The sequence below is a fragment of the Pseudomonas sp. genome (assembly GCF_050739935.1).
Lineage (GTDB): Bacteria > Pseudomonadota > Gammaproteobacteria > Pseudomonadales > Pseudomonadaceae > Aquipseudomonas.
On the sequence record NZ_JBOICF010000034.1, the window covers coordinates 30406 to 54322 of the forward strand.

24 protein-coding genes are annotated in these 23917 nt (G+C 60.0%); 21 read left to right on the plus strand and 3 right to left on the minus strand.

All coding sequences use genetic code 11. The annotated features are described in order from the left end of the window. Nucleotides 1–55: 55 nt before the first annotated feature. The 10 genes from ACRER8_RS05655 (at nucleotide 56) to madM (ending at nucleotide 8653) form a co-directional block, all read left to right on the plus strand. Nucleotides 56–1198 carry a Fic family protein gene (locus tag ACRER8_RS05655; protein ID WP_431745363.1) on the plus strand — a complete coding sequence of 381 codons (1143 nt, stop codon included), beginning with the start codon at nucleotides 56–58 and terminating at the stop codon, nucleotides 1196–1198. Nucleotides 1199–1300: 102 nt separating this feature from the next. Further along, complete coding sequence (gene mdcA, locus ACRER8_RS05660) at nucleotides 1301–2974, plus strand: malonate decarboxylase subunit alpha (protein WP_431745364.1); 1674 nt, start codon at nucleotides 1301–1303, stop codon at nucleotides 2972–2974. Next, complete coding sequence (locus ACRER8_RS05665; protein WP_431745365.1) at nucleotides 2974–3876, plus strand: triphosphoribosyl-dephospho-CoA synthase; 903 nt, start codon at nucleotides 2974–2976, stop codon at nucleotides 3874–3876. Before mdcA ends, ACRER8_RS05665 begins: the two co-directional genes overlap by 1 nt. 1 nt (nucleotide 3877) lies before the next feature. Further along, entirely contained in the window at nucleotides 3878–4177 is a 300-nt protein-coding gene (locus tag ACRER8_RS05670; RefSeq protein WP_431745366.1) for a malonate decarboxylase subunit delta, read from the plus strand. Further along, nucleotides 4170–5021 carry a biotin-independent malonate decarboxylase subunit beta gene (locus ACRER8_RS05675; RefSeq protein ID WP_431745367.1) on the plus strand — a complete coding sequence of 284 codons (852 nt, stop codon included), beginning with the start codon at nucleotides 4170–4172 and terminating at the stop codon, nucleotides 5019–5021. Before ACRER8_RS05670 ends, ACRER8_RS05675 begins: the two co-directional genes overlap by 8 nt. Continuing rightward, nucleotides 5018–5821: a biotin-independent malonate decarboxylase subunit gamma gene (gene mdcE / locus ACRER8_RS05680; protein WP_431745368.1), complete on the plus strand. Its 804-nt coding sequence runs from the start codon at nucleotides 5018–5020 to the stop codon at nucleotides 5819–5821. The genes ACRER8_RS05675 and mdcE overlap by 4 nt, the downstream gene beginning before the upstream one ends. Continuing rightward, entirely contained in the window at nucleotides 5815–6453 is a 639-nt protein-coding gene (locus ACRER8_RS05685; protein WP_431745369.1) for a malonate decarboxylase holo-ACP synthase, read from the plus strand. The genes mdcE and ACRER8_RS05685 overlap by 7 nt, the downstream gene beginning before the upstream one ends. Beyond that, on the plus strand, nucleotides 6450–7385 hold the full coding sequence (gene mdcH, locus ACRER8_RS05690; protein WP_431745370.1) for a malonate decarboxylase subunit epsilon: 936 nt from the start codon (nucleotides 6450–6452) through the stop codon (nucleotides 7383–7385). The genes ACRER8_RS05685 and mdcH overlap by 4 nt, the downstream gene beginning before the upstream one ends. Before the next feature lie 67 nt (nucleotides 7386–7452). Next, on the plus strand, nucleotides 7453–7887 hold the full coding sequence (madL, locus tag ACRER8_RS05695; RefSeq protein ID WP_431745371.1) for a malonate transporter subunit MadL: 435 nt from the start codon (nucleotides 7453–7455) through the stop codon (nucleotides 7885–7887). 1 nt (nucleotide 7888) lies between these two features. Continuing rightward, nucleotides 7889–8653 carry a malonate transporter subunit MadM gene (madM, locus tag ACRER8_RS05700; RefSeq protein WP_431745372.1) on the plus strand — a complete coding sequence of 255 codons (765 nt, stop codon included), beginning with the start codon at nucleotides 7889–7891 and terminating at the stop codon, nucleotides 8651–8653. A gap of 174 nt (nucleotides 8654–8827) precedes the next feature. Here the strand turns inward: madM and ACRER8_RS05705 are convergent, their stop codons facing one another. After that, nucleotides 8828–9748 (minus strand): LysR family transcriptional regulator, encoded by a 921-nt coding sequence (locus ACRER8_RS05705; protein WP_431745373.1) that lies wholly within the window; start codon nucleotides 9746–9748, stop codon nucleotides 8828–8830. A 165-nt stretch (nucleotides 9749–9913) separates the two neighbouring features. Here ACRER8_RS05705 and trhA point away from each other — a divergent pair, with 165 nt between their 5' ends. From trhA to hydA, 8 genes are all read left to right on the plus strand, one after another. Then, nucleotides 9914–10531 carry a PAQR family membrane homeostasis protein TrhA gene (trhA, locus tag ACRER8_RS05710; RefSeq protein WP_431745374.1) on the plus strand — a complete coding sequence of 206 codons (618 nt, stop codon included), beginning with the start codon at nucleotides 9914–9916 and terminating at the stop codon, nucleotides 10529–10531. A gap of 368 nt (nucleotides 10532–10899) precedes the next feature. Then, entirely contained in the window at nucleotides 10900–11676 is a 777-nt protein-coding gene (locus ACRER8_RS05715) for a transporter substrate-binding domain-containing protein (RefSeq protein ID WP_431745375.1), read from the plus strand. Nucleotides 11677–11728: 52 nt separating this feature from the next. Next, entirely contained in the window at nucleotides 11729–12406 is a 678-nt protein-coding gene (locus ACRER8_RS05720) for an amino acid ABC transporter permease (protein WP_431745376.1), read from the plus strand. Further along, on the plus strand, nucleotides 12403–13137 hold the full coding sequence (locus ACRER8_RS05725; protein WP_431745377.1) for an amino acid ABC transporter ATP-binding protein: 735 nt from the start codon (nucleotides 12403–12405) through the stop codon (nucleotides 13135–13137). The genes ACRER8_RS05720 and ACRER8_RS05725 overlap by 4 nt, the downstream gene beginning before the upstream one ends. A gap of 22 nt (nucleotides 13138–13159) precedes the next feature. Then, the gene (locus ACRER8_RS05730; protein WP_431745378.1) at nucleotides 13160–14407 is read left to right on the plus strand and encodes a cysteine desulfurase-like protein; all 1248 of its coding nucleotides are present in this window, start codon (nucleotides 13160–13162) and stop codon (nucleotides 14405–14407) included. An 18-nt stretch (nucleotides 14408–14425) separates the two neighbouring features. After that, complete coding sequence (locus ACRER8_RS05735) at nucleotides 14426–15298, plus strand: MurR/RpiR family transcriptional regulator (RefSeq protein WP_431745379.1); 873 nt, start codon at nucleotides 14426–14428, stop codon at nucleotides 15296–15298. 54 nt (nucleotides 15299–15352) lie between these two features. After that, nucleotides 15353–16249, plus strand: a complete 897-nt coding sequence (locus ACRER8_RS05740; RefSeq protein ID WP_431745380.1) for an allantoinase PuuE — start codon at nucleotides 15353–15355, stop codon at nucleotides 16247–16249. Between the two features lie 13 nt (nucleotides 16250–16262). After that, the gene (gene hydA / locus ACRER8_RS05745; protein ID WP_431745381.1) at nucleotides 16263–17699 is read left to right on the plus strand and encodes a dihydropyrimidinase; all 1437 of its coding nucleotides are present in this window, start codon (nucleotides 16263–16265) and stop codon (nucleotides 17697–17699) included. A 281-nt stretch (nucleotides 17700–17980) separates the two neighbouring features. Here hydA and ACRER8_RS05750 read toward each other — a convergent pair whose 3' ends face one another. Together ACRER8_RS05750 and ACRER8_RS05755 are read right to left on the minus strand one after the other, a co-directional pair. After that, entirely contained in the window at nucleotides 17981–18700 is a 720-nt protein-coding gene (locus ACRER8_RS05750) for a 16S rRNA (uracil(1498)-N(3))-methyltransferase (protein WP_431745382.1), read from the minus strand. A 148-nt stretch (nucleotides 18701–18848) separates the two neighbouring features. Next, the gene (locus ACRER8_RS05755; protein ID WP_431745383.1) at nucleotides 18849–20255 is read right to left on the minus strand and encodes an adenosylmethionine--8-amino-7-oxononanoate transaminase; all 1407 of its coding nucleotides are present in this window, start codon (nucleotides 20253–20255) and stop codon (nucleotides 18849–18851) included. A 222-nt stretch (nucleotides 20256–20477) separates the two neighbouring features. On the opposite strand from ACRER8_RS05755, the gene ACRER8_RS05760 reads away from it, so the two are divergent. The 3 genes from ACRER8_RS05760 (at nucleotide 20478) to ACRER8_RS05770 (ending at nucleotide 23782) form a co-directional block, all read left to right on the plus strand. Further along, entirely contained in the window at nucleotides 20478–22253 is a 1776-nt protein-coding gene (locus ACRER8_RS05760) for a flavin monoamine oxidase family protein (protein ID WP_431745384.1), read from the plus strand. Between the two features lie 348 nt (nucleotides 22254–22601). Next, nucleotides 22602–23153: a cytochrome b gene (locus ACRER8_RS05765; RefSeq protein ID WP_431745385.1), complete on the plus strand. Its 552-nt coding sequence runs from the start codon at nucleotides 22602–22604 to the stop codon at nucleotides 23151–23153. A 32-nt stretch (nucleotides 23154–23185) separates the two neighbouring features. Then, complete coding sequence (locus ACRER8_RS05770; RefSeq protein WP_431745386.1) at nucleotides 23186–23782, plus strand: YceI family protein; 597 nt, start codon at nucleotides 23186–23188, stop codon at nucleotides 23780–23782. Nucleotides 23783–23917: the final 135 nt, after the last annotated feature.

A 23917-nucleotide genomic window follows, 5' to 3' on the forward strand; every position in this document is an offset into this window, starting at 1 on the left:
CTCATTAAGCGAGCCGAATATGTTCCCATTCGGCTCATATAGCCCAGAGGTCCCGGTGAACGACTCGATCAAATGGATCTGGCAACACCCTGGCTGGCCCACGTTTACATGGGACGTAGAGCCGTTGGCGCCGTTATTGAGGGCATGCACCCAGGCACAGGGGCAACTGTTGGGCATGATCCGCGCATCGGACGTAGGTGACAGCGCGCAAACCGAACTTGATGCCTTGCTGCAGAACGTCATCACTTCGTCCGCCATCGAGGGCGAGCAGCTGAACGTCGGCTCGGTGCGTTCTTCGCTGGCTAAACGGCTGGGGCTCGCCAGCAGTGAACGAGTCACTGCGCGCAGTGAAGGGCTTGCAGAATTAATGCTGGATGCCACCCAGCGGCACGAGAAACCCCTGGACCCCAGCCGCTTGATGTACTGGCACAGCCTGCTGTTCCCTGACCCACAATCGTTACTGAGCAATGGCATGCGGGTTGGAGCGCTCAGGGGCGCAGAACCCATGCAGGTCGTGTCCGGCCGTATCGATCGACCCATAGTGCACTTTGAGGCTCCCCCCCGTGATGGGTTGGAAAAGAAGCTGAACGACTTCTTCGAATGGTTCAATAGCAGCCGGTCCGACCCTACGCTGGACCCGCTCATTCGCGCTGGCGTCGCGCATTTCTGGTTTGTGACCTTGCATCCCTTCGACGACGGCAATGGCCGCCTGACTCGTGCCATAACGGATCTCGCAATGGCTCAGGCCGAAAATCAAGCGATCCGCTTTTACGCCATGTCTGCAAGCATCCTCAGCACCCGACAAGGCTATTACCAGATTCTTGAGTCCACTCAACGTGGCGATTTGAACCTCACGCCCTGGCTGACCTGGTTTTTGCAAACCCTGCTCCATACGCTGGAGCAAGCCATGCAGCGAGTTGACCGGGTGTTGGCCAAGGCGCGCTTCTGGCAAAAACATCGAGACGACGGTTTGTCTGCGGAACAGATCAAAGTGCTTAACCGTTTGCTCAATGGCGATCTATTGTCCGAAAAGGCCGGCGGCGGATTCGAAGCGGGTATCAGCGCGGCGCAGTATCAAGCCGTCGCCAAGGTCAGCAAAGCCACCGCGACCCGTCATCTGGCAGATTTGCTGGAGAAGCGCTGCTTGCTGAAGCTGCCTGGCGGGGGGCGTAGTACACGTTATCAAATCGACTGGTGAGCAATCATTACTCCAACCGTAACGATCCAACCTTGTGCTTGATTGATACCTCCAGCTCATAACTCCTAATGTGGCCCACGACAGCGAACTCGTGGAGTCAGCATGACTACAACAACGAAACTTGACCCGCGCTGGTCGCGTCGTCGCAGCGAAAAGCTGCGGCGGCTCGAGCAAGTGCGTTCCCTCGCCGATGGCGTGGTTCTGCCCACCGACAAGATCGTCGCGGCGCTGGAGGCATTGATTGCGCCGGGTGACCGTGTGGTGCTTGAAGGCAACAACCAGAAGCAGGCGGATTTCCTCTCCCGGTCGCTGGTCAAGGCCGATCCGGGCAAGCTGCATGATTTGCACATGATCATGCCCAGTGTCGGTCGTCCCGAGCACCTGGACCTCTTCGAACGCGGCATCGCCCGCAAACTCGATTTCTCTTTCGCCGGTACGCAGAGTCTGCGCATCAGCCAGTTGCTGGAAGACGGCCTGCTGGAAGTGGGGGCGATTCATACGTACATCGAGCTGTATTCCCGCCTGCTGGTCGACCTGATTCCCAACGTCGTGCTGTCCGCCGGTTTCATGGCCGACCGCGCCGGCAACATTTACACCGGCGCCAGCACCGAAGACACCCCGGCCCTGATCGAACCGGCCGCGTTCAGCGACGGCATCGTTATCGTGCAGGTCAATCAGTTGGTCGACGACGTGAGCGACCTGCCACGAGTGGACATCCCTGCTTCGTGGGTCGACTTCGTGGTGGTGGCTGACAAGCCTTTTTATATCGAGCCGCTGTTCACCCGCGATCCGCGCCACATCAAGCCGGTCCACGTTTTGATGGCGATGATGGCGATTCGCGGGATATACGAGAAACACAACGTTCAGTCGCTGAACCATGGCATCGGTTTCAACACTGCCGCGATCGAGCTGATTTTGCCGACTTACGGCGAATCCCTTGGACTAAAAGGCAAGATCTGCCGCAATTGGACGCTCAATCCGCACCCGACTCTGATCCCCGCCATCGAAAGCGGCTGGGTCGAGAGCGTGCATTGTTTCGGCACCGAACTGGGTATGGAGAACTACATCGCGGCGCGGCCCGATGTGTTCTTCACCGGCCGCGACGGTTCGATGCGTTCCAACCGCATGATGTGTCAGCTGGCCGGGCAGTACGCGGTGGATCTATTCATCGGCGCGACCTTGCAAGTGGACGGCGACGGCCATTCCTCGACCGTGACCCGCGGGCGCCTGGCCGGTTTCGGGGGCGCGCCGAACATGGGGCATGACCCTCACGGTCGTCGTCACAGCACGCCCGCCTGGCTGGATATGCGCCAGCAGAATCCCGACACCGACGCCTATCTGGAGCGTGGCAAAAAGCTCGTCGTGCAGATGGTCGAGACATTCCAGGAGGGCGGCAAACCCACGTTCGTCGAAACCCTTGATGCGGTCGATGTGGCGAAGAAAAGCGGTATGCCGCTGGCGCCGATCATGATCTACGGCGATGACGTGACCCACCTGTTGACCGAAGAAGGCATCGCTTATTTGTACAAGGCACGCAGTCTGGAAGAGCGTCAGGCAATGATTGCTGCCGTGGCTGGCGTGACTGCCATCGGCCTGCGCCACAACCCCAAGGACACGGCGCGCATGCGTCGCGAAGGGTTGATCGCGTTGCCTGAGGATCTGGGCATTCGCCGCACCGACGCCAGTCGAGAACTGCTGGCGGCCAAAAGCATCGCCGAGCTGGTGGAATGGTCCGGTGGTTTGTACAACCCGCCCGCGAAATTCAGGAGCTGGTGATGCCTGCACTCAACGTAGCTTTCACTAACGTAGCGTTCACGGACGCGCCACCTGCGTTGTCCCTGGCCGAGCGCTTGGCCGATCTGGCGGTGGATGCGCTGATCGACGAAGCCGATCTCTCGCCCAAACCCGCGCTGGTCGATCGCCGCAGCAGTGGTGCGCACCAGGATTTGCATCTGGGTTTGATGCACTCTTCGGCGCTGTCGCTGTGGCCCGCGTTCAAGGAAATGGCCGAAGCCGCGATCCAGATCGGCGAGATTGGCCAGCCTTTGCGAGAAGCAATCGGCCGCATCGGGCGCGAAGGCGAAGCGGCGATGATGCGCACCACCGACGGCGTGAACACTCATCGCGGCGCGATCTGGGCGCTTGGTTTGCTGGTCACGGCGGCGGCACTGGATCCTTCGGATCTGTCGCCTGCCGGACTCGGCCTGCGTGCGGGTTGTCTGGCGCTGATCGAAGATCGTCAGCAGCCCGCATTCAACAGCCATGGCGCTGAGGTTGCTCGCAGGTTCGGCGCGATGGGCGCGCGCGAGCAAGCGCAAATGGGCTTCCCGGCGGTCACTCAAACCGGCCTACCGCAACTCAAACGTAGCCGCGCTGCCCGTCATGGCGAACAGAACGCGCGGCTCGATGCGCTGCTGGCGATCATGACCACACTCTCGGACACCTGCGTGCTCTATCGCGCAGGCGAGCAAGGCTTGCGCACCATGCAGCTGGGCGCCCAACGGGTTCTGGATGCAGGTGGTAGCGCAACTCTCAGCGGTCGTCGCGCGCTGCACGCGCTTGATCGGCAATTACTGAGCTTGAACGCATCCCCCGGTGGCGCTGCCGATCTGCTTGCCGCTTGCCTGTTTATCGATTGCCTTGAGCCTGCGCTCGGCGATGAAGCGAGGACTATTTGAAATGGAAACTTTGTCTTTTGAATTTCCTGCCGGTCAGCCGCCTATAGGGCGTGCGCTGGTGGGCTGTGTCGGCTCCGGTGACCTCGAAGTACTGCTTGAACCTGGCTTGCCGGGCAAATTGACCATCCAGGTGCTGACCTCGGTCAACGGCAGTTCAGCGCGGTGGCAGCATCTGTTCGAGCGTATGTTCGATGGGCAAATGCCTCCCGCACTGAGCATCGACATCCACGATTTCGGCGCGACGCCTGGCGTGGTTCGCCTACGTCTGGAGCAAGGCTTCGAGGAGATCGGCCATGACTGACAGCGCTCGCCTATTGAAACAACACAGCTTCGTCGAGCTTGGCGCCCGGCAGCGTGCCCGCGCTCTGCTCGACGAAGGCAGCTTTCGTGAACTCATCGATCCGTTCGCACGCATCACGTCGCCCTGGCTCGCCCGGCAGGGCGTCGTGCCGCAAGCCGATGATGGCGTGGTCGTCGCCAAAGGCTCGATCGGTGGTCAGCCGGTGGTGATCTGCGCCATCGAAGGCGCTTTTCAGGGCGGCAGCATGGGCGAGGTCGGCGGTGCGAAAATGGCCGGCGCGCTGGAGCTCGCGGCCGAAGACAATCGCAAAGGCATTCCCACGGCAGCCGTGCTGTTGCTGGAGACCGGAGGCGTACGTTTGCAGGAAGCCAATCTGGGTCTCGCCGCCATCGCTGAAATTCACGCCGCTATCGTTGACTTGCGCCGCTACCAACCAGTGATCGGCGTGGTGGCGGGCAGTGTTGGTTGCTTCGGCGGCATGTCCATCGCCGCCGGCTTGTGCAGTTATCTGGTGGTCACTCAGGAAGCGCGGTTGGGCTTGAACGGCCCGCAAGTGATTGAGCAGGAGGCGGGCATCGAAGAATACGATTCCCGCGACCGGCCCTTCATCTGGAGCCTGACTGGCGGTGAGCAACGCTTTGCCAGCGGCCTGGTGGACGCGTACGTCGCCGATGACATCGAGGCGATTCAGCAGCAGGTTGAAGGCCTGTTGCAACAGGGCAAACCCGAGCAAGAGCGCAGCAGCCAATACGCTGTGTTCCTGCAACGTCTGGCCGAGCTGGACACGACTACCCAGATCGATCCCGCCGCTGTGCGTAGCCTGTATCAAGGAGAGCAGCCGTGAATAGCTATTCCATCCGTGGCTTGAACTGGTTCAACGCGCTGAGTGCCGGCGCTGCGGAAGTCGTCGGTCTGCCCACTTCAGTGAAGGCCGCCGACGGCACACTCGGCGATCAACCCGCGCGCTTTCTGGCCGTAGTCGCCGATCCTGAAAACCGATTTCCTCGCGCACAAAGCGGTGAAGTCGGGTTGCTGGAGGGCTGGGGCCTGGCAAAAGCCGTCGACGCTGCAATCGAGCTGGATCGACAGAATCCGAACAAGCGAGCGCTGGTCGCGATCATCGACGTGCCGAGCCAGGCTTACGGTCGTCGGGAAGAAGCGTTGGGCATTCATCAGGCGCTGGCTGGCGCGGTCGACGCCTATGCTCGCGCGCGTCTGGCCGGGCATCCGGTGATTGGCTTGCTGGTGGGCAAGGCAATGTCAGGGGCGTTTCTCGCCCACGGTTATCAGGCCAATCGGCTGATTGCCCTGCGTGATCCGGGCGTGATGGTACACGCGATGGGCAAAGCGTCGGCTGCGCGGGTGACGATGCGCAGCGTGGAGGAACTGGAGAAGCTCGCCGCGAGCATTGCGCCAATGGCTTACGACATCGACAGCTACGCAGGGCTTGGCTTGCTTTGGGAAACACTGTCGGTGAGTCAGATCGAGCAACCGTCCGCCGCAGATATCGCCGCTATAAAGGAATGCCTGATCGCAGCGGTCAAGGACGTTCAGCGCGGCGGCAATGACCTGAGTTCGCGACTGGGCGCGGCCAATCGCAGCGCCTCATCGAAAGTGCGTGAACTGCTGCGGGCGCAGTGGTAATGCGCATCGAGCTGCCGGTGCGGCCCCATGATCTGTTGTGGGGCATGCCTGTGGCGGCCTTGCCTGCCGACGCTCCGACGTGGGCTTTAGAGGTGTTGACGCTGGGGCGTCCGGTGGTAGTCCGTCGGGCACAGGTCGTAGAAGGTCGGGTGGCAGTTGGCGTGCGTGGGTATTCGCGGGATCAGCGTTTTGCAACGCTGATGAAGATGGCCGATATCACGCGACGGGTTCAGCCTGAACAGTTGATCGACGCGGCGGATAACGCAGCAGCTGATTGGCCGGCTTTGCACGCGCTGCGGCAGATTCGTCCGATCATGCATGCGCAAGCGTTGCCGTGGGGCGTAGCAGGCAGTGTCGGTTTTGAACTGGCGAGCGGCGTTCGGGTTTTGCATCAGGACAGCGATCTGGATTTGATCCTGCGCACTGACGAATTCTTCAGCCGCGAGCAGGCGGCTGACCTGGTCAGAGTGTTGGATAGCGCGGTCTGTCGTATCGACCTGCAACTGCAAACCCCGGCCGGCGCCGTGGCGTTGCGTGAGTGGGCCGGGTCGGCGCGTCAGGTGTTGCTCAAGGCCGATGATGGCGCGCGATTGGTGAGCAACCCGTGGCAACTTCAGGAGCGCGCGGCATGAGCAGCTTCTGGGTGTTTCCGGGTCAGGGCGCGCAGCAGCCGGGCATGCTCCACGCGCTGCCGAATGATCCTTTGATACCCGAATGCCTGCGCGAAGCCGGCGATGCACTGAATGAAAACGTCATGGATCTGGATACTCCTGAGGCTTTGCAGTCGACCCGCGCCGTTCAGCTGTGCCTGTTGATCGCTGGCGTGGCCTGTTCTCGCATGTTGATGGCTCAGGGCAGTACGCCGGCCTATGTCGCCGGCCTGTCGATTGGTGCTTATCCGGCAGCTGTGGTCGCTGGTGCGCTGACCTTCGCCGACGCAGTGCGGCTGGTGGCGCTGCGCGGTGAACTGATGCAAAACGCTTATCCGCAGGGCTATGGCATGACGGCATTGATCGGACTGGATCAGGGCACGGTAGAAGCGCTGGTCGAGCGAGTCCATAGCGAGGACACGCCGGTTTATCTGGCAAACATCAATGCCGAGAATCAATTCGTAGTTGCGGGCAGTGATCAGGCGATGGCCGAAATCGCCGCGTTGGCCAAAGAGCAGGGGGCTGCAACGGCCAAACGGCTGGCGGTCAGCGTGCCGTCACATTGTGAGCTGTTGAGCGAACCCGCGCAGGTTCTCGCCGATGCCCTGGCGAAGGTTTCTGTCCAGGCGCCGAAGCTGAGATATCTGAGTGGCAGCACGGCTCGACCGCTGTTCACGGCCGACAAATTGCGTGAAGACCTGGCGTTCAACATGTGCCGGGTCATCGACTGGCGCAGCACCGTGCAAACCGCCTACGAGCGCGGCGCCCGGCTGCAGATCGAATTACCGCCCGGCACCGTGCTCACCGGGCTGGCGCGACGAGTCTTCGAACAAGGATCCGCAGTCGCCTTTCAGGGCGCCCGGCTGGATACGCTGAGCGCGCTGTCGCGAGAGGAGGAACGTCGCCACTCATAAACCGGTTGCTGCTTTCGAAGGAACACAAAAACAACAACTTCGACGATGCAAATTGAGGATAAGAACAATGGTTATTTATGGCGTTGCGTTATTGGCAATCTGCACCCTCGCGGGGGTGATTCTCGGTGATCTGCTCGGTGTGCTACTGGGCGTCAAATCTAACGTGGGCGGAGTCGGGATCGCGATGATCCTGCTGATCTGCGCCCGCCTCTACATGCAAAAACGCGGTGGCATGAGCGAAGGCTGCGAAATGGGCGTCGGCTTCTGGGGCGCGATGTACATTCCGGTGGTCGTGGCCATGGCCGCACAACAGAACGTCGTTACAGCATTGAAGGGTGGCCCGATTGCGGTGATTGCTGCGATTGGTTCGGTAGTGATCTGCGCCTGCACGATCGCTGTCATCAGTCGCACCAACAAGGGCGAACCGTTGCCCCGCGAAGACGAACCCGTAGAGCAGGCTTCGGCGATCGCGCCGACCGTTTCGCCAGCCGGAGGCCGCTGATATGTGGGATCTCATTCAGAAAGACCTGATCAGCCAGGGCCTGGTCACTGCCTTCGCGGTGGTGGGGGTGGTGATGTGGATTTCCGTGGTGCTGTCCAAGCGACTGACCTTCGGCCGTATTCACGGCTCGGCCATCGCTATCGTGATCGGCCTTGTGCTGGCCTGGGTCGGCGGGGTCATGACCGGCGGGCAGAAGGGGCTGGCGGATCTGGCGCTGTTTTCCGGGATCGGCTTGATGGGCGGCGCGATGCTGCGTGACTTCGCCATTGTCGCCACGGCCTTCGAGGTGCAGGCTACCGAGGCGAAGAAAGCCGGTCTGATCGGCGCGATTTCGCTGTTTCTCGGCACCGTGCTGCCGTTTATCGTCGGCTCTTGTGTGGCCTACGCGTTCGGCTATCGCGATGCAGTGAGTATCACCACCATCGGCGCGGGCGCGGTGACTTACATTGTTGGACCGGTGACAGGTGCCGCGTTGGGGGCTACGTCCGATGTCATGGCGCTGTCGATCGCGACCGGCCTGATCAAGGCAATTCTGGTGATGGTCGGCACGCCGATGGCCGCACGCTGGATGGGCCTGGACAACCCGCGTTCGGCGATGGTGTTTGGCGGGCTGGCAGGGACCGTCAGTGGCGTGACCGCAGGGCTTGCGGCAACGGATCGACGCCTGGTGCCGTACGGCGCGCTGACCGCGACGTTTCACACCGGATTAGGCTGCTTGCTCGGGCCTTCGCTGCTGTATTTCATCGTTCGCGGGATTTTGGGATAAGAAGCCCAGTTTTTGCGGATATGGAAAAATACGTGTGCGTGCTGCATTCACTGTGGGAGCGTATTTATTCGCGCAGAATGTTTTTCAGTCGATGTAAGTGGGTCGGCTGTACCGGCCTCTCGCGAATGAATTCGCCCCCACAGGTCGAACCGCGCATCGCACATGAGGCAGGGGCTAACCCTGCTCCAACCGATTCGAATACATCCGACACTCCGCCAGCAACGCCAGCAGATTCGGATCGCGCTCCCGCGCCTTGAGGAAGACCAGCCCGATATGCTGCAACATGCGATAACGCGCCTGCAGCGGTATCAGACGTACGCGGTTTTCGTACACGGCGGCGATCCGGCCGGGCAGCAGCGCATACCCCACCCCGGAGCTGACCATGCTCAGCAACGTGAAGATGTCGTTGACCTGCATCGCCACTTTCGGCTCGAACCCCGCTTGCTGAAACACACGCGCACCGTCGCGATGGGTGGCGAAACCCTGGGTCAGGGTGATGAACGTCGCCTCGCGCAGATCGCTCAGGTCCACCTCGCTCTGTCTCGCGAAGGGCGAGTCGGCGGGGGTAGCGAGGAAGATGTCGTCGGAAAACAGCGGCAGTTGCTCGCAATCCGGATCGTTGACGCTCTCGTTGAGTGACACCAGGATCGCGTCGACCTCCATGTTCTTCAGCTTGTAAAACAGGTCGATGTTCGAGCCCAGAATCAAGTCGATGTTCAGCTCGCTACGGCGGATCTTCAGGCCCATGATCAGTTGCGGCACGGTCTTGACCGTCAAGGAGTACAACGCGCCGAGTTTGAAACGCGCGGCAGAGAATCCGGCGGCGGCTCGGGTCTGCTCGACCGTGCTCAACACTTCCTGCACCAGTTTCTGTGCTCGTTCCTCCAGCACATAAGCGCTTTCCAGCGGCGTCAGATTGCGCCCCTCATGTTTGAACAGCGGGCAGCGCAACGCGTTTTCCAGTGAATGGATCGCTCGATGAACGCTGACGGTGCTGGTCTGCAAGTCCACTGCCGCGCGTGCCAGATTGCCGGTGCGCATGAATGCCAGAAAAATCTCCAGCTTCTTCAGGGTCAGTTCTTCGTCGATCTGCATCGTGTGTTTCCGCGGCGGATTTTTGTTATTCGAATGGCCGATTGTGCCGAACTCGAACAACGCTGGCTGCATTAAATTCTCATTAACCCTGACACACGCATTGCGCTTTCGGGTCATAAACTGGAGCCTTGTCGAATGTCGTGCAACTGAGAGAGGTTTTTGCGGATGTACTACGGAGAGAAATTCAACGCCTGGACCCACCTTGTGGGCGCGGTTCTGGCGGCCATCGGCGCAGTGTGGCTGGTGGTGATCGCCAGCCTGGCCGGTGATGTGTGGAAGATCGTCAGCGTGGCGGTGTATGGCGTGGCGCTGGTGATGCTCTATAGCGCCTCGACGGTTTATCACAGCGTGCGTGGCCGGGCGAAAGCGATCATGCAGAAGGTCGATCACTTTTCGATCTATCTGTTGATCGCGGGCAGCTACACGCCATTTTGCCTGGTGACCCTGCGCGGGCCTTGGGGCTGGACGCTGTTCGGGATCGTCTGGGGACTGGCGGTGATCGGCATTCTGCAAGAAATCAAACCGCGTTCAGAAGCCCGAGTGATGTCCATCGTGATCTACGCGGTGATGGGCTGGATCGTGCTGGTGGCAGTCAAGCCGCTGACGGCCGCCTTGGGAACCGCCGGGTTTACCTGGTTGGCACTGGGCGGGGTGTTGTACACGGTGGGGATTATCTTTTTTGCCTACGACAAGCGTTTCCGCCACTGGCACGGGATCTGGCATCTGTTCGTGATCGCCGGGAGTCTGCTGCATTTCGTGGCGATTACCTGGTACGTGCTGTAGCGCTGCCGCTTTTCTATAGGTCTATAGGAGCCGGCTTGCTGACGAATGCGGAGTGTCAGTCGACATTGACGCATCGGACCCACCGCGTTCGCCAGCAAGCCGGCTCCTACAGAGTGATCTGCACATTCATGCGCTCCTTCAGTGCATGTAGGTCTTACATTCACTGATCACTTTCTGCTCATCCCACAGCCTGTATGTGCTAGCGCCGTCGCACCAAAGCTGAATACTTTCGCACCTGATTGAAGCATTTAATTCATTTGTTTTATTTGTTGAATTATTTGATTCGTCATCATAGTCTGAGCCTCGAAACGCCTGCTCAAGTGGTGAGGCGGCCTTCTTGGACTGACTGATTAATCGGGGAGCAAGACATGAATGTGAAAGTACTCTTGAGCATGGCCGTGGCGACCGCATTTTCCGCTTCCACTTGGGCTGCGGACTGGACCGTCGGCGCCAACGTCGGCAACGTCCCCTGGGAATTTCAGGATGCGAAGGGCGATATCGTAGGCTTTGAAGTCGATGTCGTGAAGGAAGTCGCCAAGCGCGCCGGCAAGACGGTCGAATTCGTCAACATCCCATTCAATGGCCTGTTCAGCGCGGTGCAGTCCAAACGCGCGGACATCGCCATTTCTTCGATCACCATCACCCCGAAACGCCTTGAATCGGTCGGCTTCGCCCAACCGTACTACGACAGTGACCAATCGCTGTCGGTGCTGGCCAAGTCCGACATCACGGACCTCAAGGACATGGATGGCAAGATCGTTGGGGTCGACACCGGCTCAACGGGCGATATGTGGGTGAATGCCCATCAGGCCGAGTACAAGTTCAAGGAAGTCTCACGTTACGAAGGTCTGTCTCCTGCGATGCTCGATCTCGCGTCCGGCCGCATGGATGGTTACATCAGCGATATTCCTGCGGTGCTGTACTACATCAAGGACAAGCCACAGTACAAAGTGGTCGCGCGCATTCCCACAGGCGAAAAATATTCGCTGATGCATGCCAAGGGCTGGGCGTCCGCCGGTCAGGTCAACGACATCATCTCCACCATGAAGAAGGAAGGCGTGATCGCCGACCTGCACAAGAAATGGTTCGGCGCTGACGCAGACCCTGAGTCGAGCACCGTCAAAGTGGTCGATGTGCTCAAGTAACGTCTGATCTTCAACGTCCGCGCCAGCCGCTGCCCGACACCAAGGAATCGCAATGGAGTTGTTAGAGACTTTCTTTAACTGGAGCGTCTTCGTCGATGCGCTGCCACTGATGCTGCGCGGCCTTGGCGTGACAGTGATGCTGGGCGTGATCAGCATCATTCTCGGCCTGGTTGGCGGCTTGTTGCTGGCCATGCTGCGCCTCTATGCCTACGCGCCCATTCGTGCGCTGGCGCGGGTTTACATCGATGTGCTGCGTTCGATCCCGCTGCTGGTTCTCTTGGTACTGATCTATTACGCGTTGCCCTTCGTGGGCATTCGGCTGTCGTCGTTTGCCGCGGCCACGGCAGCGCTGTCATTGGTGTCCTGCGCCTATTCGGCGGAAATCTTTCGTTCAGGCATCGAAGCCATCCCGCGAGGGCAGTTCGAAGCGTCGGCATCCCAGGGCATGAGCTTCTTCAACACCATGCGCGACATCATCCTGCCCCAGGCCATGCGCATTGTGATGCCACCGATGACCAGCAACTGCATCAACGTCATGAAAGACACTGCCCTGGCATCGGTGGTGGCAATGCCCGATCTGCTCAAACAAGCCACGCAAGCCCAAGCGCTGGCGGCCAACCCCACGCCGCTGGTAGGCGCGGCGGTCATGTATCTGCTGCTGTTGTTGCCGCTGGTGCAACTGGTGAGCTGGAACGAGCGGCGCAGCGGCGCAGGGAGGAAAAGCGCATGAGCACCGTCATTGAGATCGAACGCCTCGACAAGTTCTATGGGCCGTTTCAGGCGCTGACCGACATCAACCTGACGGTCGATCAGGGCGAAGTGGTGGTGATTCTGGGGCCGTCTGGCTCGGGCAAGTCGACACTGATCCGCTGCATCAACCTGCTTGAGGAATACCAGCAGGGTGACATCCGCGTGGCCAGTCAGCGCGTCGAAAATGGACCGAAACTGGCGAACATTCGCTGCGAAGTTGGCATGGTCTTTCAGAATTTCAATCTGTATCCGCACCTGACCGTGCTCGCCAACGTGGCGTTGGCGCCGGTGCGCGTGCGAGGCATGTCGCGCCGGGATGCCAACGAGCGTGCACGACTGTTGTTGGAAAAGGTCGGCATGGGCGCCCACGCCGCCAAATACCCCGGCCAGTTGTCGGGCGGTCAACAGCAGCGGGTTGCCATCGCGCGCACCATGGCGATGGAGCCTCGGGTGATTCTGTTCGACGAACCCACCTCGGCGCTTGATCCAGAGATGGTCGGCGAAGTACTGGACGTCATGCAGAACCTTGCTCGCTCCGGCGTGACCATGGTTGTGGTCACCCACGAAATGGGCTTTGCGCGCAAGGTCGCCGATCGGGTGATCTTCATGGAAAACGGCCGAATCATCGAACAGAACAATCCGCACGATTTCTTCACGGCCCCGCAAGAGCCGAGAACGCGCGCGTTTTTGCAGGCCATCCTGCATCACTGATCAGACCTTGGAGAACACTCCCTTGAATGCCTTGGACATCGATTACGTACGCAGCCAATTTCCCGCGCTGAGCAGCGGTTATGCCTATCTGGACAACGCAGGCGGTTCTGCCGTGCTCAAACCGGTAGCCGACCGGATCACTGATTATCTGCTCAACAGCGCGGTGCAACTGGGCGCGTCCTACAGCGAGTCTGTGGACGCCGGGGCGCGAGTGATGGCCGCGCGTGAATCAGTGGCGCAGCTGATCAATGCCCGCTACCCGGAAGAGTGCGTGATGGGCGGCTCGACCACGCACCTACTGCAAATCCTCTGCCGCGCGATTGCGCCATCGATTCAGCCGGGGGATGAAATCGTCGTCACCAACTGCGACCACGAAGCCAATATCGGTCCGTGGGTGCGGCTCTGCGAAGAGCGCGGCGCGACCCTGCGCGTGTGGGAAGTCAGCCCGCAAAGCATGGAGTTGGAGTTGGCCGACCTCGATGGGTTGCTCAATGGAAAGACCTGCTACGTTTCCATGACCCACGCCTCGAACATTCTGGGTAGCGTCAACCCCGTGGCCGAAATCGCGCAAAAGGTCCATGCGGTGGGTGCCAAGTTGTGCGTCGATGCCGTGGCCTATGCGCCACATCGCCTGGTCGATGTGCAAGCCAGTGGCGCTGATTACTACGTGTTCAGCTTCTACAAGACCTTCGGCCCGCACTTCGCGGTGCTGTGGGGCAAACGCGAGGCATTGTTGGAGCTACCAAGCCTGAACCACTTTTTCATCGGTCAGGAGGTCATTCCCTACAAGCTGCAGCCGGGCAATCTCAACTACGAGCTGTCCTATGGCTGTATCGGCATCAGCGACTACCTGATCGAAATTGGCCGACGCCTCGGCGCCAGCGGCACCCAACGCGAGTTGATGCAGGCGGCGTTCGATGCGTTCGAAGTGCAGGAAGATCTGCTGGCCGAGACCTTGCTTGCATTCCTGCGGGAAACACCTGGCGTACGCATCATCGGTAAATCCTGCGTGAGCCATGGCGACCGTGTGCCGACCATCAGCTTCATCGTCGAGGGCGTTCAGTCCGAAGCCATCGTGCGTCGCGTCGATGACCATCGCATGGGTATCCGCTTTGGTGACTTCTATGCCCGCAGGCTGATCGAACAGCTTGGGCTGACCCCTTACGGCGGCGTGGTTCGTGTATCGATTGCCCACTACAACAGCGTCGATGAGTTGAATCGTCTGGTTCAGCACCTGGGCGAGGCGATCACTGAACTGCGTCCATCCTGACTTTTATCGAGCGACTTTATGCCTGTACCTCAAACCCTCGCCGAGCTGCGTTCAGCCATCGTCGAACATCAGGAGCGGCTGACGGCCCGGCAGCGTGATGCGGCGCATTACCTGACCGAGCACCCGCACGACGTTGCGCTTAACACCGTGGCCGCGCTGGCGAAGATTTCCGGGATCCCCTCTTCGGCATTCATTCGGCTGGCGCAAGGCCTGGGATTCGGTGGATTCAGCGACCTGCAGAAACTGTTCAAACAGCCTTTGCAGCAGGCCGGACAGGGCAGCTTCAAGGAGCGTATTCGTCACTATCGCGGCGAGCAGTTGCTGGACGATCCGACGGATGTCGGCGCCATGCTTACCGCGTTCAGTCGGGCCAACATCGTCTCGCTGGAGCATTTGGCCGAAGGCGAACAGGTCGAGGCCATCGAGAAGGCCATCGAACTGCTGCAGCAGGCGCGCACGACGTTCGTGGTCGGTATGCGCCGCTCGTTTCCGATGGCTTCCTACCTCAGCTATGCCCTCAGTCGTGTAGGGCGTCGTGCCGTGCACATCAGCGGCCTGGGCGGCAGCTTGCGTGAACAGGTCGGCGCATTGCACGGCGATGACGTGCTGGTGGCGGTGAGTTTTCCGCCATACGCGCAGGAAACCATCGATGCGTGCCAGCAGGCGGTCGCTGCCGGGACGCCGATCGTGGCAATTACCGACAGCATTCTCAGCCCTGTCGGGCAGAAGGCATCGGTAATGATCGAGGTTAACGACGCCGAACTCCTGGGTTTTCGTTCGCTGACCGCCGCGTTCTGCATTGCCCAGACGCTGGCGATGGGCCTGGCATTTCGCGACGGCCAGAACCTCGACGGCCCTGATCACGATGCCCTGAAAAATATCGACTGCTGAGGCGTCGCCTGGCGGTTTTTGCCGAATGTTCTGACGTTGCAGGAGACTGGTTCCATGGCTTTACCTCTTCGAGATCTGGTCGGCTACGGCCGGCAGCGCCCGCAAGGCACTTGGCCAAACGGCGCGCGACTGGCCATCAACTTCGTCATCAACTACGAGGAGGGTTCGGAGCGCTCGCTGGCGATGGGCGACCCCGATCAGGAAAGCATGACCGAATGGGGCAGCTATCAGTTTCCCGATGGCGTGCGCAATCTGGCGATGGAGTCGATGTACGAATACGGCGCCCGGGTCGGTATCTGGCGCATTCTCGACATCCTGCAACAGGCCAACGTCCCGGCGACCTTCCATGCCTGCGCGGTGGCCTTCGAGCAGAACCCGGATGTCGCCAGAGCAGCGGTTGAACTGGGCCATGAGATTTGCAGCCACGGCTATCGCTGGGAAGAGGTGTTCCGTCTGAGCGAGGCCGAAGAGCGCGAGCACATTCGTCTGGCGATCGAGTCTTTCGAGCGCACCTGCGGCAAGCGCCCGGTGGGATGGTACTGCCGTTACGGCGCCAGCGTGCACACGCGGCGGTTGGTGGCCGAGGAGGGCGGCTTTCTGTATGACTCCGACGCCTACAACGACGACGTGCCGTATTTCGTCGATGTCGAGGGCAAGCAACATCTGGTCGTGCCCTATACCAGCGACGTTAACGACTTCCGTTACTGGAATTCGCCGGGGTTGTCCCAGGCTTCGGATTTTCTCGAATACATGAAAGAGAGTTTCGACGTTTTGTATGAAGAGGCTGCCGACGGCTTGCGCATGATGTCGATCGGGCTGCACCCACGCATGGTCGGGCGTCCCGGCCGGGTGCGTGCTATCAAACGCTTCATTGAGTATGCCCAGAGCCACGGCGGCGTCTGGTTCACCACCCGCGAAGAAATCGCCAGGGCCTGGCTGACCCGCGTCTGAGGGAGAGCACGACATGCAGGCTTTCGACCTGATCATCCGCAACGCCAATGTGGTGACTGCCGCGGACAGTTTTTTGTGCGATATCGGCGTGCAGGACGGCCGCATCACCGCGCTCGGTCTGGGTTTGCAGGGCGCGGCGCGAGAAGTCGATGCGCTGGGCCGCAGCGTGACGCCGGGCGGCGTCGACAGCCACGTTCACCTCGATCAGCCGACCGGCGATGGTTCAGTGATGGCCGACGATTTTGAAAGTGGAACACGCTCTGCGGCCTGCGGCGGGACGACAACGGTGATTCCGTTTGCCTGCCAGCAAAAGGGACAAAGCCTGCGCGCCGCGGTGGAGGACTATCACCGCCGCGCCGAAGGCCGTGCGCTGATCGATTACGCGTTTCACCTGATCGTCACCGATCCCACTGAAGACGTTCTGCGCCGCGAACTACCGGAGCTGATCGCAGAGGGCTACACCTCGTTCAAGATCTACATGACTTACGACGCGCTGAAACTCAATGATCGGCAGATCCTGGAAACCCTTTCGGTGGCCCGTGCCGAAGGCGCGATGGTGATGTTGCACGCCGAGAACAGCGACTGCATTGCCTGGCTCACCGAGCGGTTATTGGCTGCCGGTCACAGCGCGCCGCGTTATCACGCCACGTCACGACCGATGCTGGTCGAGCGAGAAGCCACCCATCGCGCGATTGCGCTGGCCGAGCTGATCGATGTGCCGATTCTCATCGTGCATGTGTCGGGTCGCGAAGCCATCGAGCAAATTCGCTGGGCGCAGAGTCATGGCCTGAAGGTCTATGGCGAAACCTGTCCGCAGTACCTGTTTCTGACGGCGGATTCGCTGGGCTGCGATGACAGTTTTGAAGGCGCGAAATGCATTTGCAGTCCGCCTCCCAGAGACGCCGGGAATCAGCAGGTGATCTGGGACGGCCTGCAGAATGGCTCGTTCGAGGTGTTTTCATCGGATCACGCGCCGTTTCGTTACGCAGGCTCGGACGGCAAGCGCGCCCATGGCGCGGATGCGCCGTTTTCCGAGGTCGCCAACGGCATTCCCGGGATCGAGACGCGCATGGCGTTGTTGTGGTCCGAGGGCGTCTGCAAGGGACGAATCAGCCCGCAGGAGTTTGTCGCGCTGACCGCTACCAATGCCGCGCGGCTGTACGGTTTGTACCCGCGCAAAGGCAGCATCGCTATTGGCGCCGACGCGGATCTGGTGATCTGGGATGAAGGCCTGGACTTCGAGCTGACCAACGAGCGGCTGCACCACAACGTGGACTACACCCCCTATCAGGGCATGCGTTTGAGTGCCTGGCCCGCGATGACTTTCGCACGCGGGGAACCGGTCTGGGATGGCAGCGCGCTGGGTGCGCCGGGCAGGGGTGAGTTTCTGCCCTGCGCTCGGCCTGAACCGGCGAAGGCACGGCGGAGGCAGTCGGAATTGCCGGAATGAATGCCGGGATTCAAACGCATTGACCGGCCGACGGGGATTGTCAACGCGGGCCTGACTGTAGGAGTCGCTTGCTGACGACGCGAGTACCAGTCGCCATTGATGTGTCTGATAGACCGCGTTCGCCAGCAGGCCGGCTCCCGCAAGATGTGTAGTGTGCGGCCACAAAACCTGTGCGAGCGAATTCATTCGCGAATCGATAGTTCAGGCGCTACATCCTCATCGGATGTAGCGCTCTCTCGCGAATGAATTCGCTCCCACAGGATGATTTGCGTCACCTGGGACTAAAAATCGCCCCACAACTGCTGCGCGACACTAAGCGCCACGACCGGTGCGGTTTCTGTGCGCAGCACGCGCGGGCCGAGGCGGGCGGCATGGAAGCCTGCGTCCTGCGCTTGATCCACCTCGGCATCATTCAAACCGCCTTCCGGGCCGATGAGAAACGCCAGGGTCGCCGGCTTTTCATGGCTGACCAGCGGCTCGGCCACCGGATGCAGTACCAGTTTCAGATCCGCTTCGGTGTGTTTCAGCCAGTCGCTGAGCGTCACCGGCGGGTTGACCACTGGCACCACGGAACGGCCGCATTGCTCGCAGGCGCTGATCGCGATCTGTTGCCAATGGCCCTGGCGTTTTTCCGCTCGCTCGTCTTTAAGGCGCACTTCGCAACGCTCGCTGACGATAGGGGTGATTTGCGTTACGCCCAGCTCGGTGGCCTTCTGAATCGCCCAATCCATGCGCTCGCCACGGGACAAACCCTGGCCCAGATGGATCTGCAGCGATGATTCGGTCAAGCCCGGAAAGCTTTCGGTCACCTGAACACGTACCCGCTTCTTGCCGACTTCCACCAATGTGGCGCGGAACTCCATGCCTGAGCCGTCGAACAACTGCACCGCATCGCCCTCGGCCATGCGCAACACCCGCCCGATGTAATGCGCCTGGGCTTCGGGCAGTTCGTGTTCGCCAATGCTCAGGTTGGCGTCGATGAAAAAGCGGGAGAGTCTCATGGTTGTTTCTCTGTGAATTCTTCAGTTGCGGCATTCGCACTGTGGGAGCGAATTCATTCGCGATAGGGCTGGACGGCCGACACATCTCTATCGGACTTACCATTGTTCGCGAATGAATTCGCTCCCACAGGTTGGTTTGCTATCTCAATCAACCCGGATCGCGAAAATCCGGATGGAAGTTTTCTCTCACTGCCACGCTGACGCTGCTGCGCGTTGCGATGTCGATGCCCTCGCTGGCCACTTCCGCCAAGAAGTCGATCTGCTCGGGCGTAATGACGTACGGCGGCAGGAAGTACACCACGCTGCCCAGCGGTCGCAGCAGCGCGCCGCGGGTCAGGGCGTGTTCGAAAACCTTCAGGCCACGACGTTCCTGCCAGGGGTAAGCCGTTTTGCTGGCCTTGTCCTGCACCATCTCGATGGCAAGAGCCATACCGGTCTGACGGACTTCGGCGACGTTCGGGTGATCGACCAGATGCGCCGTCGCGGTTTTCATGCGCTGGGCCAGGGCCTTGTTGTTCTCGATGACGTTGTCCTGCTCGAAGATATCCAGCGTCGCCAGGGCTGCCGCGCAGGCCAGCGGGTTGCCGGTGTAGCTGTGCGAATGCAGGAAGGCGCGCAGTGTCGGGTAGTCGTCATAGAAAGCATCGTAGACGTCATCTGTGGTGAGGCACGCCGCCAGCGGCAGATAACCGCCAGTCAGCGCTTTGGACAGACACAGAAAGTCCGGGCGGATGCCGGCTTGTTCGCAGGCGAACATCGTTCCCGTGCGACCGAAACCGACGGCGATTTCATCGTGAATCAAATGCACGCCATAACGATCGCAAGCCTCGCGCAGCAGCTTGAGGTAGATAGGGTCATACATGCGCATGCCGCCCGCGCCCTGAATCAGCGGCTCAATGATCACTGCCGCGACTGTGTCGTGGTTCTCGGCCAGGGTCTGCTCCATCACCGCGAACATCGTGCGGGTGTGCTCCTCCCAGCTCACGCCTTCGGGGCGGTGGTAACAGTCAGGGCTTGGCACCTTTATGGTGTCCAGCAGCAGCGCCTTGTAGGTTTCGGTGAAGAGCGGCACATCGCCGACCGACATCGCCGCCACCGTTTCGCCGTGATAACTGTTGGTCAGCGTGACGTAGCGTTTCTTGTTCGGCTTGTCGCGATTGAGCCAGTAGTGAAAGCTCATTTTCAACGCGACTTCGATGCACGAAGAACCGTTATCGGCATAGAAACAGCGGGTCAGGCCTTCCGGGGTCATCGCCACCAGACGTTCCGACAGCTCGATTACCGGTTGATGACTGAAGCCGGCCAGAATCACGTGCTCCAGCTGATCGACCTGATCCTTGATGCGCTGATTGATGCGCGGATTGGCGTGGCCGAAAACGTTGACCCACCAAGAGCTGACAGCGTCGAGATAACGCTTGCCTTCGAAGTCCTCCAGCCACACCCCTTCACCGCGCTTGATCGGTATCAGAGGCAGGTTTTCGTGATCTTTCATCTGGGTGCAGGGGTGCCACAGGACTTTGAGGTCGCGCTGCATCCAGTCGTTATTAAGGCCCATCGGTAATCTCCAGCTAACGGCTCGCGCAAGGCGAGGGCGAAACAATCGCGCAAGCCTATGCAATGCATGGCAGCGGGACAACCTTTAGCGCATGACTGGCGCCAGAAATAAGCCCGACGGACATTGCTGGCGGGCGTATCACGGCTGGCGTATCCTTCGCGCTCTTCGAAGAATCGGACAATAAAATCCGACAATTCCCTCGTTTAATCCGGAGTTTGCTGAATGCTTTCTGGTTGGCTGCGCGCCTGTGCGCTGGTGATGGTTGGGCTGGTCAGCGCTTCGGCGCTCGCTGTGGATAAACCGCATACGGCGATCGTCGTTGGTGGTGGCCTGGCGGGTCTGACGGCGGCTTATGAGCTGCAAAACAAGGGCTGGCAAGTCACCTTGCTGGAAGCCAAACCTGCTGTCGGCGGCCGTTCGGGCCTGGCAGGTGGCGAGTGGATCGGCAATGCCAAGGCGCAGCCAGTGCTCAATCAGTACCTGGATCGCTTCAAGCTCAAAGCCGTTCCTGCCCCGGAATTCGTGCGCACTCCCGGCTATCTGATCGAGGGCGAGTATTTCTCTGCTGCGGATCTGGCCACCAAACAACCTGCAACCGCCGAAGCGATCAAGCGCTATGAAGCGGCGCTGGATGACATGGCCCGTTCGATCACCGATCCGGAAAACCCGGCGGCCAACAGCACTTTGTTCGCGCTGGACCAGATCAACGTCGCCAACTGGCTGGATCGTCTGGCCTTGCCGCCGACCGCGCGACAGCTGATCAATCAGCAGATTCGCACCCGTTATGACGAGCCTTCGCGCCTGTCGTTGCTGTATCTGGCTCAGCAGTCTCGCGTGAATCGCGATATCGACGACCGTGATCGTCGTGCTGCACGCCTGCCGGGTGGCAGCGCAGTGTTGGCCGAGGAATTCGTCAAACAGTTGAAAGTGATCAAGACCAACTCACCGGTATCGGCCATCAATCAGGACAAGGATGGCGTGACCGTCAAGGTCGGCTCGGTGGGTTATGAAGCCGAGTACGTGGTCCTCGCCGTGCCGCTGCGCGCGCTGAGCAGGATTCAACTGACCCCGGCGCTGGACGCGCAGCATCAGGGCGCGATCAAGAGCACCAACTATGGTTGGCATGACCAGATCATGCTCAAGTTCAAGACGCCGGTCTGGGACAGCAAGGCGCGCATGTCCGGTGAGATCTACAGCAACACCGGATTGGGCATGCTCTGGATCGAGCCTGCGTTGAAAGGCGGTGCCAATGCCGTGATCAACCTGTCGGGCGACAACGCACGGATCATGCAGGCGTTTGGCGACAAACAGCTGGTGGACCAAGTGCTGATTCGTCTGCACGCTTTCTATCCGCAGGCTCGCGGTGCGTTTACCGGTTATGAAATCCGTCGCTCCAGTGTCGATCCTTCAACCGGCGGGGCGTATCTGGCGTTCGGTCCGGGCCAGATCAGCAAATACTGGCGCTTGTGGGAAAAGCCGCTGCAGCGTGTCGCCTTTGCTGGAGAACACACCGACAGCCTGTACCCTGGCACGCTCGAAGGAGCATTGCGCACGGGTCAGCGCGCGGCAGGCCAAGTGCAGGATCTGGCAGCGGGTAAATCGTTCGAGCCTGTGAAGGTTGCGCCACCGAAAGCGCCTGAACCTGCCAAAGAAAGTGGCGGCGGTATCGGCGGCTTCTTCTCCAACATGTTCGGCGGCTCCAAGCCAGAACCCAAACCGGTCGAGAAGGCACCGGAGCCAGCCCCTGCACCGGCTCCAGCGCCTGCGCCTGTTACGCCACCGCCTGCTCCGGTGGTCGAACCTGCCAAGCCCGCGGTGGAACCTGCGAAGAGGGCGCCAGCGAAAAAAGAACCGGTCAAGAAAGAGCCCGCTAAAAAGGCTCCGGCCAAACCGGCAGCCACACACAAGGCGCCTGCCAAAGCCGATGCAGCGAAGAAAGCCCCGGCCAAGCCGGCAAGCGATAAGGCTGCAACCCCAGCGGCCGATGGTAAGAACTGATACTGAGCTGCTGAAATGAAAAGGCGCGGTTAATACCGCGCTTTTTTTTCGTCTGGTGAATAACGGCGGGGGCTTGGGTGTTCCACAACCTGTGGGAGTGAATTTATTCGTGATTGGCCGGTACATCCGCTAGATCTTTATCGGCTGTACTGCTGCATCACGAATGAATTCGCTCCTACGGTGAATTGTTAGGCCCAGACCCCGCATAACGTTGCGTTAATCCACTGTGAAGAAAAATATGACAGAAAATTTCTATCGTATTTTCTGATATTTCAAAGCGAAATTTTGCGCTTTCTTTCGATAGGTAAACCGATAGTCTTTCGCTCAGCTTCTACAGGGAAATCAATCATGCAGTTACGCAACTCTTCTTCTCGATACGGCTGGGTCAGCATCGTTTTGCATTGGGGCGTCGCGCTGACTGTGTTCGGAATGTTCGCCCTGGGTTTGTGGATGGTCGGCCTCGGCTATTACGACAGCTGGCGCAAGGCCGGTCCTGATCTGCACAAGAGCGTCGGTATCGTGCTGTTTCTCCTCATGCTGATCCGTGTGGTCTGGCGCTTCGTCAGCCCACCGCCGCCATCTCCGGTCGGTCACAGCCGTTTCGTGCGGCTCGCCGCCAAATGGGGACACGCGTTTCTCTATCTGGATCTGTTTCTGGTGATGTTCGCCGGCTACCTGATTTCCACCGCTGAAGGCGTCGGGATACCGGTGTTTGGACTATTCGAAGTGCCAGCGCTGATCAGCGGACTGCCCGACCAGGCGGACGTTGCCGGTGAAGTGCACCTGTACCTGGCCTGGATTCTGGTGATTTTCTCCGTACTCCACGGACTGGCTGCCCTGAAGCATCACTTCATCGATCGTGATGCAACGTTTATTCGTATGCTTGGCCGCAAGGCCTGATGCTCAATTCAACTCAAACAGGAAGACGACGTATGTTGAAAAAGACCCTTGCTGCACTGGCTCTCGGTACTGCGCTGCTGTCGGCCGGTCAGGCCATGGCTGCTGACTACACCATCGACAAGGAAGGCCAGCACGCCTTCATCAACTTCAAGATCAGCCACCTGGGCTACAGCTTCATTTACGGCACGTTCAAGGACTGGAGCGGTACGTTCAGCTTCGACGCCGCTAAGCCTGAAGACAGCAAGATCAGCATCGATGTGAAAACCGCCAGCGTTGATACCAACCACGCCGAGCGTAACAAGCACATCAGCAGCAAGGACTTCCTGGACGTCGTGACCTATCCTGACGCCAAGTTCGTTTCCACCAAGATCACCAACGTTGGCAAGAATGCCGATGGCAAGACCACCGCTGACGTGATCGGCGACCTGACACTGCACGGCGTGACCAAGCCGGTTACCGTCAAGACCACCTTCCTGGGTGAAGGCAACGATCCGTGGGGCGGCTACCGCGCAGGCTTTGAAGGCACCACTACCATCAAACGCTCTGATTTCGGCAAGATGATGGACCTGGGTCCACAGTCCGACACCATGACCCTGGACATCACGTTCGAAGGCGTCAAAGCCAGGTAAGACGGGCTGCTACTAAAACGCCGACCTCAGGGTCGGCGTTTTTGTTGGAGGCTTCACTGGGCCATCGTAGGAGTGGCTTGCTGGCGAACGTGGTGTGTCAGCTGGCATTTATGTACCTGACACACAGCCTTCGCC